We start from the raw sequence: 19203 nt of genomic DNA on the forward strand, positions 1-19203 counted from the left end.
GGAAGCGCGTCAGGTTGTCGCAATATTTGCAGCAACATTCACGAATACAGGAGGCCAGGCACGGGCGAGCGCCCGAGACATGATCGGCTGTTCACCCTGAATCGCGAAGGTGCAGTGCTTGTGATCCTGGCAGGTCTTCGGACTCAGGGGCGTGAACCTTCCAGCTCTGCCTTGCGTGGCGACTTCCCAGCTTACGCCAGTGTCATCATGCCACGGTCGTTCCCCAATACCGCTGCGCGTCAGTTCCGGATTCTCACCGGATTCCTTGCCACGAACACAACATGTTGTGGCTTACCAAGACAAAAACACTATATACACTGGAAACTTCAGATTCAAGGAAAACAGATATCTATTTTATTTGAACACGAGACAGGGTCCGCCTGCGCAGCATTTGCCCCACAGGCGCCAGAAATCAATCAGTAACCGACCTTCTTACCGGTACCGACAAACGCAAATTCCCACTTGACATCAAACGGTGACCACCATTTGCCAACACCGGTTTCTTTGCCTTATGACGGTAGAAGCCCTGATAGGGCTGCGGATCAATACTGTAAACCACGTGGTACCTGCCCGGGCCATCCAGCTTGAGGTTCGCACCGTAATGGCAACCATCGGCATAACCACACCGGCACCAAAACCTTTGTTATTACCTGGCAGAGCTACAATATCGGCCTCATGGAGAATGTCTTTATCACCCATGCCCGGCAGCTCCGGGGTCATCATCACCTACTGCAGATAAACAGCACCTATTTCCATGCCGTGCATTTCCACCGACTCACCAATTCTTACCTCACTGGCACCAACATTGCATCGCCAAGTTTATCCGATCTGCCCAATGTTGCAATGAACTAGCCCCTATAAATGCCCTGTTGTCTGGAGGTGTTCTGGGATGCGGGATGCGCTTGTGGTGGCCAGGAAATGCAAGGTTGATATAAGGGGTTGGCCAGTTCAATGAGTTTTGCAATAAACGCTGCTCTAAAGTGTCAAGCGCAGCCTGCCAATCAAAGTCGCGGTGTGGTTGCTTCAAGAGCAGCGTTGACAACCAATTTTTATAGTCAGATGTATCGACTTCCAGAAGAACATATCGTTTTCCACTTTTATTCAACAGGTTAAAGGATATACACCGCGGATTACCGTCCTTCAGTAAATGTTTGGAGTAACCTGGAAGCGCCGGTAACTTTCTGACGCCCCCAAAGACCTGTCGACAGCCCTTGGTTTTGAGTAGTTCAACAACAGCAGCAAACGCCTCAAACTTATGTGCATATAGGTGCAAGTCATCACTTTGATCATCAATAGCATTGAACCCTGCAGCCGGTAACTGACCCCGGATGGTCGGTTCGTCGGTACTGACTTCTGTTTGACCATCGCCTGTTTCACTACCTTCTTCCAACCCTTCTTTGGCCCCGGATCGCCGACGGCCACTAGAAGCTTTACGCGTTGTCATAACAGGCTGGGAAAACGACAGTGTTACCGGCGGAACATCCAGAATGTGTTCCTCTGAATCCACCGCTGGCAACTCTTCATCGTTAATCAGCACCTGGTTTGTAGAAACTGCCGCTTTTTGAACGCCCCCACCTTTACCTGCCTGTGACTCAGCAAATCTGGGGTCAAAAAACTCAACCACTTTCGAGCTCCGCGTACTCAAGTTTTCAGCGCCGTAAATCTCATATACAAAGAAAACCTGGGATTCTTTGTGGAACTGGCCCCGTACCGAGAGCTCCACGTTTGGCAATTCCGGCGGGTCAAATCGAAACTTCCAGAGCCTGTGGCCATTTCTCTCTTCCCCCTCTCTAAGCTGGTGTTGAGCAATGCTGATGAAAGACCGGCGAGCTTCCTCGTCTAGCAGAACCCAGGCCAGCACTCGCCGCTGATCGTTGTTCCCACGCGCTTTCAGGGGAAGTGTGCTGGTCGGAACGATATGAATTTCGGTTATGTCTGGATCATCGCCCGGCTGGATATCGAACTCCTCGTTCAATCCGTTGGGAATCATCGCCAGTCGGGCCATGTAGGCATAGTGGAAAAATAGCACACGGGCCAGCTCTATCTGGGGCAAGAAGAATTCGATGCCGTCGGATTCAAAACTGAAACACCACTGGTCTTGGTCCTCTTGCTTACTGACGTTCCTGATCGGGCAATCTCGTATTCTTCGATGTGACCAGGCTGTGGCATCTTCTATGTGTATCGTCCAGGGGTACCCGGCTGGTTTGAAGTGCTTCGTTGCATTCAGAACTCGCCGCCTTGGCAACAATGCCAGCTGTGAAATACTGAAATTCTTTTTGCCCTGGCCAGGCTCCAGTTTGATATTGATGCGCCAATCAGAACCGCCCAGGCGCCGATAAACCGAACCGATTTCTTTAACCCGACTGTTATCCTTGATTCCCTTGATAGGCGGTGTGGCTGTCTTCGAGGCCATTCAGATAGTCCCATGCTTCATAGGTAAGCCGTATTTCACTGAGACCGGCACAGCGCAATAAGCGCCAGCGAGGCGGGTACACAAAGTTTTGCCGGAGTTCCTTCCACGCGTTCCGCAACCGCCGCACCTGGTATTGAGCAACGCTTTCGGAATATCGCAACAGAAGCCGCCTGGTTCGGGGCAAGCAGTGAAGTTTCTTTTCCAGCGTGGAGCTCTTGCCTAATTGTTTGAGCATGAAGGTTTGCGACCGCCGGGGCCCAGACGTACTCGCTCGTAATAACCGGAGAACCTCTCGTAATTTTGCCAGGTGCTGCCGATCTCGCTGCTGCCAGTCAATTCTTGGTTTTCTTTTAACCTTTGTTGCCCGTTGCCGAGTGCTATTTACCTGTTTCAGCCAAAGCCGGTTGTATCGGTACAGCCTTGCATAGAGCGCCGGTTTGGCAGCCCTCGCTACTTTCGGCGGACACTCCTCCAGCATTCTCACCCAATCCTGCTGATCTTGTGTTAAATCGAGCGAGGCTTCAACCCTTGCTCTTTTAGGCATTGCTATCATTGATCGCACTAGCAAATCCCGGACACAATCAATAACTTCACCCATATGCCAGAACTCTGGCAACAACGCTTCGTGAACAATAATGTGCTGGAGATAGCTGAAGGATTTCCGGTGTTTTCGGAATATGGCTTGCAGCCACAAGCTACCTGCCTGGCCCCCTATCCCCAATCCATACCGACGCAAAAACTTTGAGGACCATCTGGCTAACACGGCTTCGAATATAGCGGTGTGGTCGATCTGGGTCTGCCCGCGGATAAAGCCATGCTGTTGAGCCAGCCAATGGTAATGAACTGACCACTGCTCAAAGCCCGGAGATACAGCCGGCCTTTGCTGCAGTAGCTGTCGGATCTGATCCTGAATCTTCACTGATCGGGCACAAACCGACTTTTGCGGGAACAAGGGGCATGCCTCAGGCGAAGCTGCACGATAGAGGTGTCGCTCTACCAACGGGCGGGGGATAGCAGTATTCAGCAACTCACCATGCCTTTCGCAGCATTCAACACCCGCCACTTGCCATTCACGCTGCCAAAAATATTCTCCAACAGCACGTCCTTGCTCTTTAAGGCATCCCGGGCAATATCGAACGTGACCCGGCACTTTCACAAGTGAGGCAGCTACGCCCATCGCGAGGTGTATCGCACCTTGGGATTCCCCAGCCATCCATGCCAGACAACGTTTACGACGCTCTTCGGGGATAAACGGGGCATACAATGGGAACAGGGTGTGGCGGTATGCTAGGGTTTCAACATTGTAGGGGAGCGGCAACCAGCGAGTAACCTTCTCCAACTGGTTGGGCAAGTCCAGCGTTGCTATGACCTTTCGATTGCCATAGATTTCATCCAGTAACTGCTTGGGGCTTACAATGCCTTGCCGAATCCCCGCTCTCGCTACTGTGCTGTAAAGCAGCTCTTTATCGTAAGGTATTGGGAAATTCAGCATATCGCTTATCGACTAATCAACGGAAGCTAGCCACTGATCGGTATTAAAAACTAATCCCGATTGCTGAACCGCGCCCAGCATCTGCTCTTCGTTGGCTGCCTGAGAATGCATGAAGCGAAGGTCGTCTGAGTTCAGCGTATGCCAGTCTTTTGCCTTGATCGATTTGGGCTTTTGCTTTCTTTTTACAGGTGGTGATTGCTCAGAGGACTGGTACCATTTCAGGATGATAGGCATCAGGTCTTTGATCTGTAATTCGGTATATTCTTCGAATGCTCTTTGAACCAACGGTTCCAGCAACTCCGAATCGTAACCCATATCAACCAGCATGTTGTGCAACCGGATTGCCTGATCGTTACCTCCATACTGCACCGATTTTCGGATCTGATCCTTACTGGATTCCAACAGGTTACTGAGTTCCAGAATTTTCTTGTCGATGTCCGGAATCGTGAGGTCTGAATAGCGGGCAATTTTGCTTGGATCACCCGAACGCAGTGCTTCCATCATGGGATGAATCGGTTTCAGCTCATCTTGGTACACGGCTCTCATTATGTTGGGCGTGATTCGTTCCGTACCTGTCACTACCGCTCGAATCTGAGAGAGCACAAACAACTTGATGACAACATCCATGATGCCCTGAGAAAGATCGAACCATAGATCCCTCAGTTCATCCGGAATGGTTTCACTGGCTTTGGTCAACCACTGGTATTTCCACAGCTTTTGTGTAAACGCCCCCCATTCGGTTCGCAGCACGTTTTCTTCAGCTGAGGGTTTGCTCAAGGGTTCCCAAAATATCGAGCCAAACCCGGCTCCACGGCGTGCAGACCGCAAGTCTGTTTCAAAGACCGGCCTGGCTTTCGGCGTACCCACCATGACGACCGGCACCGAGATCTCATTCACAAGGGTTACGAAAAAATTCAGCATCTTCTCCGCACCCCCGGATGCGCGAACGCTCAGGTGCTGAATCTCATCAATCACCAGCAAGCCGATGGCATAGGTATTTGCCAGCTGCGACATGAGAGTAATCATCGTCTCCACGCTGTGGCGTTTCTCGCCGTAGCGCCCAACATAATTTGTGGCGAGGATAGAATCGATTTCCCGGAAAAAATTGTGGCACAGGCTTTTGAGGGAACCGTCGTGGGGACAGTCGATTTTCAGGAATACAATTTGAGTGAAGTTATGCTCTGGGTGGTGTATCAACTGTGGATAGGTTGCCAGAATACGGTTGAGCGAACTGGTTTTGCCGGAACCGGAACACCCAATGAACGCCAGGCTTTTCGCGGTCGACTCAACATGGTCAAACCGAAAAGCTGACAGGTCTCCACGCATGATGCGCTCGTAGCCGTTCTGTATATGCGCCGAGAGGTCTCCAGTGGCCAGATTTCTACCAACGTATCCTCCGCGCAGCATGATCGAGATCTTGGATTCCAGCTGAATATGGCGTGCTAACAGCTGAAAGAAGCCATCGAGCAGCTGGGAGATGATGTGAATTCTCGTCTCACCATCAAGGTATATATCCGCCGGTCGGAGCTTTATGCTTCCGCCAAGCCCGGCCTTTAGCTGTTTGCGTTCAAGGATCGGTGGCAACGCCTCGATCAACGGATTTCCCTGGTAGCTCGGCACGCCCGTCTCCCGGTATACCGCATTCACCATCCCTGAGGGTAGAGTCATTCATCATCTCCAAACAACTCGTCGATAAAGTCCGGGAAACCGCCGTCATCCGGTTTGCCATGCAGGTAGGTTACCTCAGACTTCGGTTTACTGCGGTCGGGCTGTCGTGCTTTTGTTTGCTCGGCCCTCTGGGCATCCCGCTCTAGCTTTCGATTGTCGCGTATGCCCCTGACTGCCTCTGCTTTGGATTGTTTGAACACCGTGGGGCGGGAACGTTCAGCGTCCTTGATGGTTTGGCTGACCAGGTTTTCAAGATTTCGCTTGCTTGTGGTTTCAGCAACCTTTGCGGCGCTGGTAGCTTGCCGCTGCTGTTCCTGACTGGCCCACAACTCCCATATCGACTTGCCTCGATACTGACGTGAACGGTCTGTCAGAGAGCACACCCAGTATTCCGGGCTGCCTTCTTCGGGGAAAAGATAGATACAGTCAGCAACTGCGGGGTCATAGGCCGCATACAGGTTGGTTACCCTGCGATCCCCGTTGCGATGCAGCCAACCGGATGCCAATAGCTCCTTGGATGTGTAGTAAGCACCAAAACAGCTCACACCCAGATCGGACAAATAGGCCTTTTGCCTCGGCAACATAGCAATTCGTAGAGCTTCTTCAGATGCATTCCTCAATCGACCGGTCCGGTATTGTATGCCCCAGTTCCAGATGTTGAGCGGGGTTAGTGCCATGTCATTGGGCATATCCGCATCACGATCATATTTTGGCAACACCGCGTACTGATTCCGGTGCAGAATGGAGGCGAGCATAATGCGGGTAAAATCATCCAGAGTCAGCGTTGCGTCCAGCCGGTAATCCTTGCCTCCCTGTTTTCTAATTCTTGAACCTGTCACCACACCGGGCGCAAAAGGTTTGAATTCGGCCTGTAGGGTGCGGAAGTAACGCTCGACGATGCCTTTCGCATCGCCCCGGTATGGCGGCGTGTTTTCAATCCTTACGCCGAAAGCCTTTTCGAGGGACTCTATCTGATGACCCAGCAACTCTCCACGGTCTGCCAGGATAGCATCGGGGATTCCAACAGTAGGCCACTGGTCAGTGGTAATCTCAAAGCCGTACCGGCCACACAGTTCAGTCTTCTCAGACACAGCGGTGATCAAAGCCCTCATGGCCGTCACATACGATGGGTTTTCCAACCCCACATAAAAGCCTGTCACCATGCGGCTAAAAACATCGACCACTACGTATAAGGTGGGGCGGCCAATCACGTTTTGCCGATCAGCGGATAGCAGGTAGATATCGGCAATCGTCGCATCGATTTCGTACCTGGAGCCAGGCCCCGGGACCCCCGCCGTAGCGGAACCAATCAATGGACGAACGTCTTTCTGGTAGGAGATTCTGTTGGCTCGCAAGCGAATTCGGTCCGCTTTTTTGTACTCACGTTCGTAGAAATATCTCAGTTGAATGATCGTTGGGTAATCCTCGCGTGACACATTGGGATTTCCCACCTCGAACATATCGATAAATCTTCTGTGGACATAGGGCATTGAGTGGCCCTTGTCATTAACGTAGTGACGATCGAGCACGATTCGAAACATTCGTTCGATGGACTGGTCAACGGTAATGCCAGTGCCTGGGGCGGCTTTCCGTGGCCGACCCAGTTTCTTCTTTGATGTTTTCTTTTGGCCTTTTCCGCCGGACCTGCTGTAATCCGGCAACAACGCATTTGGTATCGCTCCCCGCTGCCAGTACTGTCGCAAGTGCTTGTAAAGGGTTTTTCTTGGTGTGCCAGTAAGGTCGCTCCGGGCTTGTACCAACTGGCCCCTGCCACTGCGATAGTAAATTTCCTCGTCAGCAAGCAACGGTGCGATTAGTTGGTGTCGTTCGTCGCGTATTTTCTGGGCTTTTGTCCCTTGATGAACAGAAACCGATGCCAGATAGGAGAAAGGATCGTCTGCCCGCCTGAGGGCTTCATCAAGCATCCATTGGTCAACATTGGACGTTGTAACGACTTTGGGAAAAGCTTTGGCTGAATTAATGTCTATCCAGATAACAAATTTTCCTGAGATCGTCAGGACCCGGTATCGCTCTTCCTCCAGCTGAACGACATCATTGATTCGCAACATAACTCGCCCTCAACAATGTTATGTCCGCAACAACCTGGATATCGCCAGCCACCAATCGATTCCATGGAATCGAGATATCAAATGCCAGTGCCCGTAAAGCCATCAAGGCCCGTAATCGTGCCAGAGCAGTGCCAGGCTCCAGAGAATAGGACTGGTCGATCAACATCCCGACTTCGGGGAGCTTGGTGTTCGGATTCGTGTTCAGGGAGTCTAAGTACGCAGGAAGGCTATTGAAAAGTACTGCAGGGCTCTCGCTTTGGACTCTGGCGGAGTAAAGCATCTCCAGATTACTCACCACGGTTTTGGGGATCTGCTTTTCAGTGACTAAATACCAGGAAACTTCTTTCTTTTGCCAGTAGCGGCGCTCAAGTTCCAGCTTTTCGACCGTGCGTGGGTCTTTGAGATCGGAGGAGGCTTTAACCTGGATAGCCATTCGCTGGGGCCCGGACGGTGCCGAGACATCAACAACGAAATCCGTGGACATGACTTGTGTACATCCGCCGATTTCGGGATGCCGAATGTTGGCTTCCTCAGCGAGAGCCAAAGTGTCTTCTAAACGCAAGGGGAATTGCTCGCGGATATCAGTGACGGTCGGGTTCCATTCGAGCAAGAGGAAGGCCGCCAGTTCCATGTCGGACAGGAGGTGATGGGTCCGTTGCGTCAGATGGCCCATTACCCGATGTGAACGGCCTTGGGAAGGCAGATCCCTGACAGTGAGCCAAGGGTGATAGTCCCCCACTTCCTTTGCCTCGCTCTTCTTTCAGCCACTTGCGGGTGCGATTGTCGAGCTTGTAGTCGGTCATTCCCTATTATTCCTGAGAAGAATGACCTGACTTTGCCACAACGCCCAAAAGTTACCAACTTTATTACAAAGTTACCGACTTTTTTATGTTGTTACCAACTTTATTATGATCCCACAGCACCAAAGCGTGTAAAAACAAACTCTATTCTACTGTCACAGACTTGGCCAAATTCCTCGGCTGATCCACATCCGTACCTTTGTTAACCGCCACGTGATAAGACAACAACTGCAGGGGTAGGGTGTAGATAATGGGGGCGATGGATTCTTGGCAGTGGGGAATGTTAATCACTGTGGTTTGTTCGTCGTTGGTAAAGCCTGCGTTTTCGTCGGCGAATACGTATAACTTACCGCCACGGGCAGCCACTTCTTCTAGGTTGGATTTAATCTTTTCTAACAGGTCGCCGCTGGGTGCCACGGCCACCACGGGCATATCGCTATCCACCAATGCCAATGGGCCGTGCTTTAGCTCACCGGAGGGGTAGGCCTCGGCGTGGATGTAGGAGATTTCTTTGATTTTTAGCGCACCTTCCATGGCGATGGGATACTGCACGCCACGGCCTAGAAATAAACTGTGGTGGCGTTCGGTAAAGTGGTGGCTAATGGTTTGAATATGGCTATTGAGTTGCAGTACTGCGGCGGCAAATACGGGCAAATCCATTAAGCCTTTTACCAGTTGCTTTTCCCGCTCGGCGTTGATATTTGAGCGCCGGCCCAGGGCAATGGCCAACAACTGTAAGGCAATTAATTGGGTGGTAAAGGCTTTGGTGGAAGCCACACCAATTTCAATACCGGCCTGGGTTAGAAATACCAAATCGGAATTGCGTACCAGGGCGCTGCTGGCCACGTTACAAATCGCTAGGCTGGCCAAGTAACCTTGGCTTTTGCTTTTGTCCAAGGCCGCTAGGGTGTCTGCGGTTTGGCCGGACTGGGAAATGGTCACAAACAAGGTGTTAGGCAGAGTGACGGTTTTGCGATAACGGTATTCGCTGGCCACTTCCACATTACAGGGGATGCCGGCCCAATCCTCTAACCAATATTTGGCTACAATACCGGCGTGGTAACTGGTACCACAGGCAACGATTTGCACGGCTTTTACTTGGTCAAAAATATCGCTGGCTTCGCTGCCAAAGGCCTGTTCCAGTACCGCATCATTACCGGTACGGCCCATTAGCGTGTCTTTTAACGCTTTGGGCTGCTCAAAAATTTCTTTGAGCATAAAGTGGCGAAATTCGCCTTTGTCGATACTTTCTATTTCATCGGTGGCGCGTTCGATTTCACGCTCAACGGCTTCACCGCCAACATTATAGATGGTGTAGCCCTGCAGGGTAATTTCTGCGGTTTCGTTATCTTGCAAATACACAAAGCGGTCGGTGACCTGGCGCAACGCTAACGGATCTGAGGCGACGTAGTTTTCTTCGATGCCCACGCCAATCACTAATGGGCTGTCTTTTTTGGCCACGGCGATGACGTTGGGGTTATCGGCCTGCATGGCGGCGATAGAAAACGCGCCGCGCAATTGTTGCACCGTGGTTTGCAAAGCGGCTACAAGACTCGCCTCGGTTTTTAATGCCTCATGCATTAAATGGGCAATAACCTCGGAATCGGTTTGCGAGGCAAAGACGTAGCCTTTGGCAATTAATTGGTCGCGCAGTGTTTGGTAATTTTCGATAATGCCGTTGTGCACAATGGCGACGGAACCACTGGTGTGCGGGTGAGCATTAATGTGGTTGGGTTTACCGTGGGTGGCCCAACGGGTGTGGGCGATTCCCACATTGCCTCGGGCGCCGTCCACGGCTTCTTCCAAGGCCGCCACTTTGCCCACCACCTTGCGGGTGATCAGTGCGTGGCTGTCCGGCTCTAACAACGCCAGGCCGGCGGAATCGTAACCGCGATACTCTAGCCGTTTTAGTCCTTCCAAAAGAATGACGGTGACGTTACGTTTGGCGATGGCCGCGACAATTCCGCACATAGGTTTTCCAGGTAATAACAGTGTTAAAGGGTAGAGCAAAGCGGGGTTGCCCACACGTTAAATAATGCCGGTGTTATTTGTCTTTCTTCTTTGGCCGAGGCCAGTCTGCTTTGTGCATTTGTTTCGCACGGGTAACGGCTAGGCTGTTTTCCGGAACCGAGCGGCCTATAGTAGAGCCGGCACCAATGGTGGCGTTTTTGCCGACTTCCACCGGTGCAACTAATGCGGTATTGGAGCCAATAAAGGCGTTATCGCCAATGACGGTTTTGTGTTTGTTTACGCCATCGTAATTGCAGGTAATGGTGCCAGCGCCGACGTTCACATCGCTACCCAACTCTGCATCGCCAACGTAGCTTAGGTGGTTAACTTTGCTGCCTTCTCCAATCACGGCGTTTTTGGTTTCGACAAAATTGCCAATCTTTGCGTTTTTAAACAGCTGGGTGCCCGGGCGTAAACGGGCATAGGGCCCAACCACGCAGTCGCTATCAATAATGGCGTTTTCAATGTGGGTAAAAGCTTTAATGTGGCAACCATCGTTGATAATGGCATTTTTAATGTGGCAGTGGCCTTCGATGGTGACGTTATTGCCAATGCGTACTTCGCCTTCAAAAATGCAATTCACATCGATACTGACGTCTGCTTCACACACCAAGTTACCACGCACATCCAAGCGCGTTGGATCCAACAGGGTAACGCCTTCTAGCATTAATTGGTGAGCGTATTGCTCTTGGAAAACACGCTCTAACTGCGCCTGCTGAATACGATCATTAACGCCAAGAATCTCAAACAATTGGGTTGGATCGGTGGTTCTTACCTCACGGCCATCGGCCACGGCCATGGCGATAATATCGGTAAGGTAAAATTCGCCCTGAGCATTATGGTTACTCAATTTCGGTAACCAGCGCTCTAGGTCTTCATTGCGCACGGCCAGAATGCCGGTGTTGATTTCGCCGATGGCCAACTGGCTGTCGCTAGCGTCCTTTTGTTCCACAATGGCGGTAACCCGGTCGTGTTTGTCACGCACAATGCGGCCGTAGCCGTTAGGGTCTTCTAGTTCTGTGGTTAGTAACGCCAGGGAATTTTCATCCACCAGCTCTACTAAATCGCGAATGGTGGTCAGCGAAATCAACGGTACATCGCCGTATAACACCAAGCTGATACCGTATTTTTGTAACGCGGGTAGGGCGCAGGCTACCGCGTCGCCGGTGCCCAGCTGCACCTCTTGGTAAACGCGATTTACGGGGTAGTGCTCTAACACTTCGGAAACCTTGGCCGACTGATGGCCCAATACCACATGGATATTAGCGCCACTGATCTTTAGGGCGGTATTGAGCACATGCTCAATTAAGGTAGAGCCGGCCAATTTCTGCATCACCTTAGGCAATTGCGATTTCATGCGGGAGCCTTTGCCGGCGGCGAGGATAATAATATCGATCATGTTATGAGCGCGCTGTGTTATTGGGTGTATTTGGATGACTGCCGAGTGTAGGAGTGAGTATCTTTACTCTACATGAACCTAATGGCTACCGACTTAGTAAGGCAGCCATGATAAACCCTGGCGCAGCATTATTCAGCCTTGGTTTTGACTTAACGCAATGTGGCAGGTGAGGTGACGTTAAAAGACGTATTTAGCGCCAAGAGTTGGGATTGCCTAGCTAAGGCAGGAAAGGGAGACAACGCAGGGCTAACCATACAGGCACAAAAAAAGGCAGCCGAGGCCACCTTTTTTTGTGCTGAGCTGTACGCTGCCAAGAATCTTTGCCTAGTGGCCCAGCTTCTTTTTGATGGCTTGTACGGTTCGCAGCTGCGCTGCAGCTTCTGCCAGTCGCGTGGCGGCTAAACTGTAATCCAGATCACCGGATTGGTTGTTCAGCTCGGCTTCGGCTTCTTTAACAGCTTGAGCAGCTTTTGCTTCGTCGAGATCATCGGCGCGCATGGCGGTGTCTGCTAGAACAATTACAACCGAAGGCTGTACTTCTAGGTAGCCACCGGAGAGGTAAAAGATCTCTTCTTCGCCGCCTTGCTTGATGACGCGAATTGGGCCGGGTTTTAAGCCAGTGAGCAGGGGCGCGTGGCCATAGGCAACACCAACGTCACCTTCAGAACCCGCCGCTATCACCATTTCAACCAACCCAGAAAAGATCGATTCTTCAGCGCTAACGATGTCGCAGTGCACGGTCATAGCCATGTCAGTGCCTCTTGGTTAGTGGTTGCGCGGTGCAAGCACCGCGCTTTACACAGCCGATACAGCGGTGTTACTTCATGCTGCTGGCTTTCTCGATCGCTTCGTCGATGGTACCTACCATGTAGAAGGCCTGCTCTGGCAGAGCGTCAAACTCGCCATTGAGAATGCCTTGGAAACCACGGATGGTTTCTTTCAGAGGTACGTACTTACCAGGAGAACCGGTAAAAACTTCCGCTACATGGAAAGGCTGAGACAAGAAACGCTCGATTTTACGGGCACGGGCTACGATTTGCTTGTCTTCTTCAGACAGCTCATCCATACCCAAAATAGCGATGATGTCTTTCAGCTCTTTGTAGCGCTGAAGAACAGTCTGTACGCCACGGGCAATACCATAATGCTCAGTACCGATGATCAGAGGATCCAACTGACGAGAAGTGGAGTCCAGAGGATCTACCGCCGGGTAAATACCCTTAGCAGCGATGTCACGAGACAGTACAACGGTTGAATCCAAGTGCGCAAAGGTGGTTGCAGGGCTTGGGTCAGTCAAGTCATCCGCAGGTACGTATACTGCTTGTACCGAGGTGATGGAACCCGTTTTGGTTGAGGTAATGCGCTCTTGCAGTACGCCCATCTCTTCAGCCAATGTAGGCTGGTAACCCACCGCAGAAGGCATACGACCCAACAGTGCAGATACCTCAGTACCGGCTAGGGTGTAACGGTAGATGTTGTCTACGAACAACAGAACATCTTTACCTTCGTCACGGAATTTCTCAGCCATGGTTAGGCCGGTCAATGCAACACGTAAACGGTTACCTGGAGGCTCATTCATCTGGCCGTAAACCATGGCAACTTTATCCAGTACGTTGGATTCTTTCATCTCGTAGTAGAAGTCGTTACCTTCACGAGTACGCTCACCAACACCGGCGAACACAGACAAACCACTGTGCTCTTTAGCGATGTTGTTGATGAGTTCCATCATGTTTACGGTTTTACCAACACCGGCACCACCGAACAGGCCAACTTTACCACCCTTGGCAAAAGGGCATACCAAGTCAATTACTTTAATACCGGTTTCCAGCAACTCAGCAGAAGCCGCCAATTCATCGTAAGCAGGCGCTTTACGGTGGATAGGCATGGTTTCTTTTTCGCCGATTGGGCCCGCTTCGTCGATTGGGTTACCCAGTACGTCCATGATGCGGCCTAGGGTTTCTATGCCTACAGGAACTGCGACTGGTGCGTTGGTGTTTTCTACGGGTAGACCGCGGCTAACACCTTCCGATGAACCCATGGCGATGGTCCGTACCACACCGTCGCCCAATTGTTGCTGTACTTCCAGGGTTAAACCCTTCTCAGCAACTTTCAGAGCGTCGTAAACTTTTGGTACGGAATCCCGTGGAAACTCAACGTCGATAACGGCACCGATGATCTGCACAATGCGTCCGCTACTCATTTCCGATTCCTCTTAAATTTAAATTTAAAAAACGTAAAACTGTGATTACCAAGGCGCGATTAAACCGCAGCAGCACCGCTTACAATCTCCGACAGCTCTTGCGTAATGGCTGCCTGACGGGCCTTGTTGTAGGCCAATTGCAAATCGTTAATCAGATCGCCAGCATTATCGGTGGCGTTCTTCATGGCGATCATTCGGGCAGCTTGCTCACAAGCGCCATTTTCGATCACTGCTTGGTAGACCTGTGACTCTATGTAGCGAGTCAGTAAGCCTTCCAACAATTCGGAGGCTTCAGGTTCGTACAGGTAATCCCAGTGGTGTTTTAAGTCTTCGTTTTCTTCTTTTACCAAAGGCAGCAGTTGGTTAACGACTGGTTTTTGAACCATGGTGTTAACAAACTCGTTACCGACCAAATACAAACGGTCGATTTTGCCCTCAGCATAGGCGTCTAACATAACCTTAACGCTACCGATCAAATCAGCCACGCTTGGGGTCTCGCCCAAATCACGAACGCGGGCTACCACGTTACCGCCAACACTATTAAAGAAGGCAGCCGCTTTGGCACCAATAAGAGCGAAATCAACCTGTTTACCTTGGTCGGCCCACTCTTTACTGGCGCTTAGCGCTTTCTTGAAAACGTTAATGTTTAAGCCACCACACAAACCGCGGTCACTGGAAACAATGATATAACCCACACGCTTTACTTCACGCTCTTGCATAAAGAGGTGCTGGTATTCTGGGTTGGCGTTGGCAATGTGGCCCACCACCGCCCGAATACGCTGCGCGTACGGCTTACCAGTTTCCATACGATCTTGGGCACGACGCATTTTACTGGCAGCAACCATTTCCATGGCGCTGGTAATTTTTTGCGTGCCCTTAATACTGGTTATTTGTGTGCGTATCTCTTTTCCGACTGCCATATCTGGCCCTCGAATATTTGACGTGAATTTTGTTTGCTTTTTTGAGCCAAAAATACACCCTGTATTTTTATCTCGGTGGCCTTGGCCTTGCTGGTGCATTCTTAAGAAAGAGCTGAGCAAGTTAGGGCTTGCATGAGCGGTGCTCATGAGGCACATCCCTGTGCCTTACTAAGCGTTTTTATTAACTGTGTAAAAACGACTTGTTAAAAAAACGCCTTAAAAAAGCAAACGTTTAACCTGATTACCAGGTTTGCGTCGCCTTAAATTTCTCAACGCCGGCTTTAAACGCGTTGGCGATGTCATCGTTGTAGTTACCACTGGCAACGATGTCCTTCATCAACTCGCCGTGCTCGGCATTCATGTAAGAAAGCAGGGCCGCTTCGAAGTCACCAATTTTGGCCACTTCCACGTCTTGCAAATAACCTTCGTTAGCGGCGTACAGCAACACTCCCATTTCAGCAATGGACTGAGGCTGGAACTGCTTTTGTTTCATCAGTTCGGTTACGCGCTCACCGTGGTCTAACTGTGCTTTGGTGGCGTCATCGAGGTCAGAAGCGAACTGCGAGAACGCGGCCAATTCACGGTACTGTGCCAACGCGGTACGAATACCACCGGACAGTTTCTTAATGATTTTGGTCTGCGCTGCACCACCCACTCGAGATACCGAAATACCGGCGTTCATTGCAGGACGAATACCCGCGTTAAACATGTCAGTCTCCAAGAAGATCTGACCATCGGTAATCGAAATTACGTTGGTTGGTACGAATGCAGATACGTCACCAGCTTGGGTTTCAATGATAGGCAGGGCGGTTAGAGAACCGGTTTGGCCTTTCACTTCACCGTTGGTGTATTTCTCTACGTACTCGGCGTTAACGCGAGCAGCACGCTCGAGCAAACGAGAGTGCAAGTAGAATACGTCACCGGGGTAGGCTTCACGGCCTGGCGGACGACGTAACAACAGGGAGATTTGACGATAAGCCCAAGCTTGCTTGGTTAAATCATCGTATACGATCAGGGCATCTTGGCCGCGATCGCGGAAGTATTCACCCATGGTACAACCGGCGAAAGGTGCCAAGAACTGCATAGACGCAGGGTCAGATGCGGTAGCGGCAACGACGATGGTGTGATCCATAGCGCCGTGTTCTTCCAGCTTACGTACTACGGCGGCAACAGAAGAAGCCTTCTGACCAACAGCCACGTAGATACACTTAATGCCAGAACCTTTCTGGTTGATGATGGCATCCACTGCTACCGCAGTTTTACCGATTTGGCGGTCACCAATAATCAGCTCACGCTGACCACGACCTACCGGTACCATGGCATCAATCGCTTTAATACCAAATTGAACGGGCTCATCAACGCCCTGACGGGCGATTACGCCGGGGGCGATTTTTTCGATGGCGTCGGTTTGGCTGGCCTTGATTGGGCCTTTACCGTCGATGGGGTTTCCCAGTGCGTCTACTACGCGGCCAAGCATCTCGTTGCCCACAGGCACTTCCAAGATACGACCAGTACACTTACAGGTTTGCCCTTCGGCAATGGTTTGGTAATCACCGAGAATCACCGCACCAACGGAGTCTTGCTCAAGGTTAAGTGCCAAACCATAGACACCACCTTCGAATTCGATCATCTCACCGTACATGGCGTCGGCCAGTCCGTGGATGCGAATAATACCGTCGGTTACGGATACTACCGTGCCCTCGTTTTGGGCTTCGGCTTTGACATCAAGAGATTCGATGCGGCTCTTGATGATTTCACTGATCTCTGAAGGGTTCAGTTGCTGCATGCTAGTTCCTACCCTATGAATTAGGCGTTCATTGCTTCGGCGAGTTTAGCCAGACGACCTTTGACTGAATCATCGATGACGGTATCCCCGGCGCGGATAACTACTCCGCCCAGCAGAGATTCATCAACCGAACTCTGCACGGTTACGTCACGACCCAGCTTAATTTGCAGTGCCGCTGCTAGTTTGTTCAGGGTTTCCTGTGGCAGTTCGAAAGCGCTGGTTACGTCAACGTCGACGGATTTTTCCAAGTTCGCTTTAAATTCTTCGAACAGCTCAGTGATTGCTGGAAGCAAACCTAAACGTTTATTCGCCGCCAAATTACGGACAAAGTTTTGACCGTGTGGATTCAGTGTGTCGCCACACAATTGCACAAAGACATTGCCTTTTTCCGCTGCGGTATGAACGGGAGAAGATAGCACTTTACCAACGGCTTCGGATTGCGACACCGCTGCTGCAACTGACAACTGAGATGCCCACTGCGCTAAAGCATTTTGCTCTTTGGCGTATTCAAACGCCGCCTTAGCGTAGGGACGGGCAAGTGTTGTTAGTTCTGCCATAGTCTCCTCGCTTAAAGTTCGTTGGCCAGTTTCTCAACCATGGCGGTATTGGCGGCCGGATCGATGTTTTTCTGCAGTACTTGTGAGGCACCGGCTAAAGCTAGGCTGGCAACTTTGCTGCGCAGGTCTTCTTTGGCTCGGTTAACCATCTGTTGTACTTCAGCATCGGCGGCTGCTTTAACGCGGTCGGCTTCGACAACGGCTTGTTGTTTGGCTTCTTCGACGATTTGGTTAGCGCGCTTGTTCGCCGCATCGACAATGGAGGCTGCCTCTTGTTTGGCTTCCTTCATTTGCTCAGTGGCTTTTTTCTTTGCCAATTCCAAGTCTTTATCTGCACGTTCGGCAGCTTCCAGACCCGCGGCAATTTTAGCTTCGCGCTCGGCCATCACACCGATCAACGCAGGCCACACGTACTTCCAACAAAACAAAATGAATATGAAGAAAGTAATCGACTGACCAATCAGCGTTAAGTTGATATTCATATCAACACCTCATGTTTAGTGGATTAATAACGTTGAGTCGCGCTCAATTAACCCGCTAAACCAGGTGCAACTACGAAGATCAGGTACATGCCGATACCTACACCGATCATTGGAACCGCATCCAAAAGACCAGCCATCAGGAACATTTTACCTTGCAGGGCAGGGCCTTGCTCTGGCTGACGTGCTGAACCTTCCAGCAGCTTGCCACCCAAAGAACCGAAACCGATCGCAGTACCCAGGGCACCCAAACCGATCAACAGCGCTGCAGCAACGTATACTAAACCTAATGCTTCCATTGTTTTCTCCTACTTTTAAGTTTAAAAAATGAAAAATAAAAAAACGAAATCAAAACTCACACGCAAGCCCCTGCAGTTCGCGCCGCCGGGCCTTAACGTCTAAAAACTGCTTAGTGATCTTCACCTGTGTCGTGTGCCATGGCCATGTATACGGTGGTCAACACCATAAATACAAACGCTTGCAGGGTGATTACCAGAATATGGAAGACCGCCCAGGCCCACTGCAACACACCGCCGAAGATACCCAACACCAAACCGGCACTGAACATTAAGGCAATCAGGATAAAGATCATTTCACCCGCATAGAGGTTACCGAACAAACGCAAGCCCAGAGAGATTGGTTTGGCGATTAACGATACGGTTTCGAGAATCAAGTTGATGGGGATCAGAAAGATGTCGATGTATATCTTGCCGGAGTGGAAGGGGTGCAATGTCAGCTCTTTGATGAAGCCCATTAAGCCCTTCTCTTTGATGCTGAAGAAAATCATCAGCGCAAATACCGCAACGGCCATACCCAACGTGGCGTTGGGGTCTGTGGTGGGTACCACTTTGAAGAACAAGTGGTCATCACCAGCGATCTTGGCAGCTGCCATTGGCAACCAGTCCACAGGGATTAAATCCATTAGGTTCATGAGGAATACCCACATGAAAATGGTTAATGCCATAGGGCCGATTAAACGATTTTTGTAGTGGAAGATGTCTTCTACGGTGTTGTTAACAAAGCTCACCACCATCTCAACGAAGCTTTGCAAACCACGTGGAGTGTCAGTTGTGGCACTTCTGGCAACTTTACTGAACAAAAAGAGGAATAAAGCACCTAATACGATAGACCAAGCCATGGTATCCACATGAATGGCCGAAAAACCCATATCGGCGGCTTCCTGGGAAGAGTGGGCCATAGTCCACTGGGTGGATTCTAAAACGTGTTCGTGACCTTCAGCGTCCACTCGTACGTAACCCGCGGGCAATTTGCCGTAGGTCATGTTTTGCAAGTGGTGCTGAATATAACCGGTCGAGGTTTGCTCGCTAGCCATAGTTGATGTCGCACCTAAAAAGTTAAAAAAACTGGTTTTTCAGCACTCGCTACCGCCGGCGGGTCATCTGAGTAACCGGC

Annotated in this window: 16 protein-coding genes and 1 riboswitch; all 16 genes read right to left on the reverse strand. The window is 50.8% G+C overall.

Annotated elements, in window-relative coordinates; genetic code table 11:
* Window positions 1-110: 110 nt before the first annotated feature.
* Window positions 111-314, reverse strand: a riboswitch (cobalamin riboswitch).
* A 98-nt stretch (window positions 315-412) separates the two neighbouring features.
* The 16 genes from ACGHM3_RS25190 to atpB all read right to left on the reverse strand — a co-directional run bounded on the left by ACGHM3_RS25190 (window position 413) and on the right by atpB (window position 19123).
* Window positions 413-559, reverse strand: a complete 147-nt coding sequence (locus ACGHM3_RS25190; protein ID WP_390517727.1) for a hypothetical protein — start codon at window positions 557-559, stop codon at window positions 413-415.
* Between the two features lie 231 nt (window positions 560-790).
* Window positions 791-2413 (reverse strand): Tn7-like element transposition protein TnsE, encoded by a 1623-nt coding sequence (locus ACGHM3_RS25195; protein WP_345427045.1) that lies wholly within the window; start codon window positions 2411-2413, stop codon window positions 791-793.
* Window positions 2367-3905, reverse strand: coding sequence for a TnsD family Tn7-like transposition protein (locus ACGHM3_RS25200; protein WP_345427047.1), 1539 nt, complete (start codon window positions 3903-3905; stop codon window positions 2367-2369). The genes ACGHM3_RS25195 and ACGHM3_RS25200 overlap by 47 nt, the downstream gene beginning before the upstream one ends.
* Window positions 3906-3917: 12 nt before the next feature.
* Window positions 3918-5573, reverse strand: a complete 1656-nt coding sequence (locus ACGHM3_RS25205) for an AAA family ATPase (RefSeq protein ID WP_345427049.1) — start codon at window positions 5571-5573, stop codon at window positions 3918-3920.
* The gene (locus tag ACGHM3_RS25210) at window positions 5570-7642 is read right to left on the reverse strand and encodes a transposase family protein (RefSeq protein ID WP_345427051.1); all 2073 of its coding nucleotides are present in this window, start codon (window positions 7640-7642) and stop codon (window positions 5570-5572) included. Before ACGHM3_RS25210 ends, ACGHM3_RS25205 begins: the two co-directional genes overlap by 4 nt.
* Window positions 7626-8273 carry a TnsA endonuclease N-terminal domain-containing protein gene (locus ACGHM3_RS25215; protein ID WP_390517728.1) on the reverse strand — a complete coding sequence of 216 codons (648 nt, stop codon included), beginning with the start codon at window positions 8271-8273 and terminating at the stop codon, window positions 7626-7628. Before ACGHM3_RS25215 ends, ACGHM3_RS25210 begins: the two co-directional genes overlap by 17 nt.
* Window positions 8274-8586: 313 nt before the next feature.
* A complete protein-coding gene (gene glmS / locus ACGHM3_RS25220) occupies window positions 8587-10413 on the reverse strand; it encodes a glutamine--fructose-6-phosphate transaminase (isomerizing) (protein ID WP_345427056.1) in 1827 nt (608 codons plus the stop codon).
* 73 nt (window positions 10414-10486) lie between these two features.
* Entirely contained in the window at window positions 10487-11851 is a 1365-nt protein-coding gene (gene glmU, locus ACGHM3_RS25225) for a bifunctional UDP-N-acetylglucosamine diphosphorylase/glucosamine-1-phosphate N-acetyltransferase GlmU (protein ID WP_345427058.1), read from the reverse strand.
* A 324-nt stretch (window positions 11852-12175) separates the two neighbouring features.
* Window positions 12176-12601, reverse strand: a complete 426-nt coding sequence (locus tag ACGHM3_RS25230; protein ID WP_345427060.1) for a F0F1 ATP synthase subunit epsilon — start codon at window positions 12599-12601, stop codon at window positions 12176-12178.
* Between the two features lie 67 nt (window positions 12602-12668).
* Window positions 12669-14048 carry a F0F1 ATP synthase subunit beta gene (gene atpD / locus ACGHM3_RS25235; protein WP_345427062.1) on the reverse strand — a complete coding sequence of 460 codons (1380 nt, stop codon included), beginning with the start codon at window positions 14046-14048 and terminating at the stop codon, window positions 12669-12671.
* A 59-nt stretch (window positions 14049-14107) separates the two neighbouring features.
* Window positions 14108-14968 (reverse strand): F0F1 ATP synthase subunit gamma, encoded by an 861-nt coding sequence (gene atpG / locus ACGHM3_RS25240; RefSeq protein ID WP_345427065.1) that lies wholly within the window; start codon window positions 14966-14968, stop codon window positions 14108-14110.
* Between the two features lie 241 nt (window positions 14969-15209).
* Window positions 15210-16754 (reverse strand): F0F1 ATP synthase subunit alpha, encoded by a 1545-nt coding sequence (atpA, locus tag ACGHM3_RS25245; protein WP_345427067.1) that lies wholly within the window; start codon window positions 16752-16754, stop codon window positions 15210-15212.
* Window positions 16755-16774: 20 nt separating this feature from the next.
* A complete protein-coding gene (locus tag ACGHM3_RS25250) occupies window positions 16775-17311 on the reverse strand; it encodes a F0F1 ATP synthase subunit delta (protein WP_345427069.1) in 537 nt (178 codons plus the stop codon).
* Between the two features lie 11 nt (window positions 17312-17322).
* Window positions 17323-17793 carry a F0F1 ATP synthase subunit B gene (locus ACGHM3_RS25255; protein ID WP_345427071.1) on the reverse strand — a complete coding sequence of 157 codons (471 nt, stop codon included), beginning with the start codon at window positions 17791-17793 and terminating at the stop codon, window positions 17323-17325.
* A gap of 47 nt (window positions 17794-17840) precedes the next feature.
* A complete protein-coding gene (atpE, locus tag ACGHM3_RS25260) occupies window positions 17841-18089 on the reverse strand; it encodes a F0F1 ATP synthase subunit C (RefSeq protein ID WP_345427073.1) in 249 nt (82 codons plus the stop codon).
* 110 nt (window positions 18090-18199) lie between these two features.
* Window positions 18200-19123, reverse strand: a complete 924-nt coding sequence (gene atpB / locus ACGHM3_RS25265) for a F0F1 ATP synthase subunit A (RefSeq protein WP_345427075.1) — start codon at window positions 19121-19123, stop codon at window positions 18200-18202.
* Window positions 19124-19203: the final 80 nt, after the last annotated feature.

Source organism: Halioxenophilus aromaticivorans (assembly GCF_042850945.1).
Taxonomy (GTDB): Bacteria; Pseudomonadota; Gammaproteobacteria; order Pseudomonadales; family Cellvibrionaceae; genus Halioxenophilus; species Halioxenophilus aromaticivorans.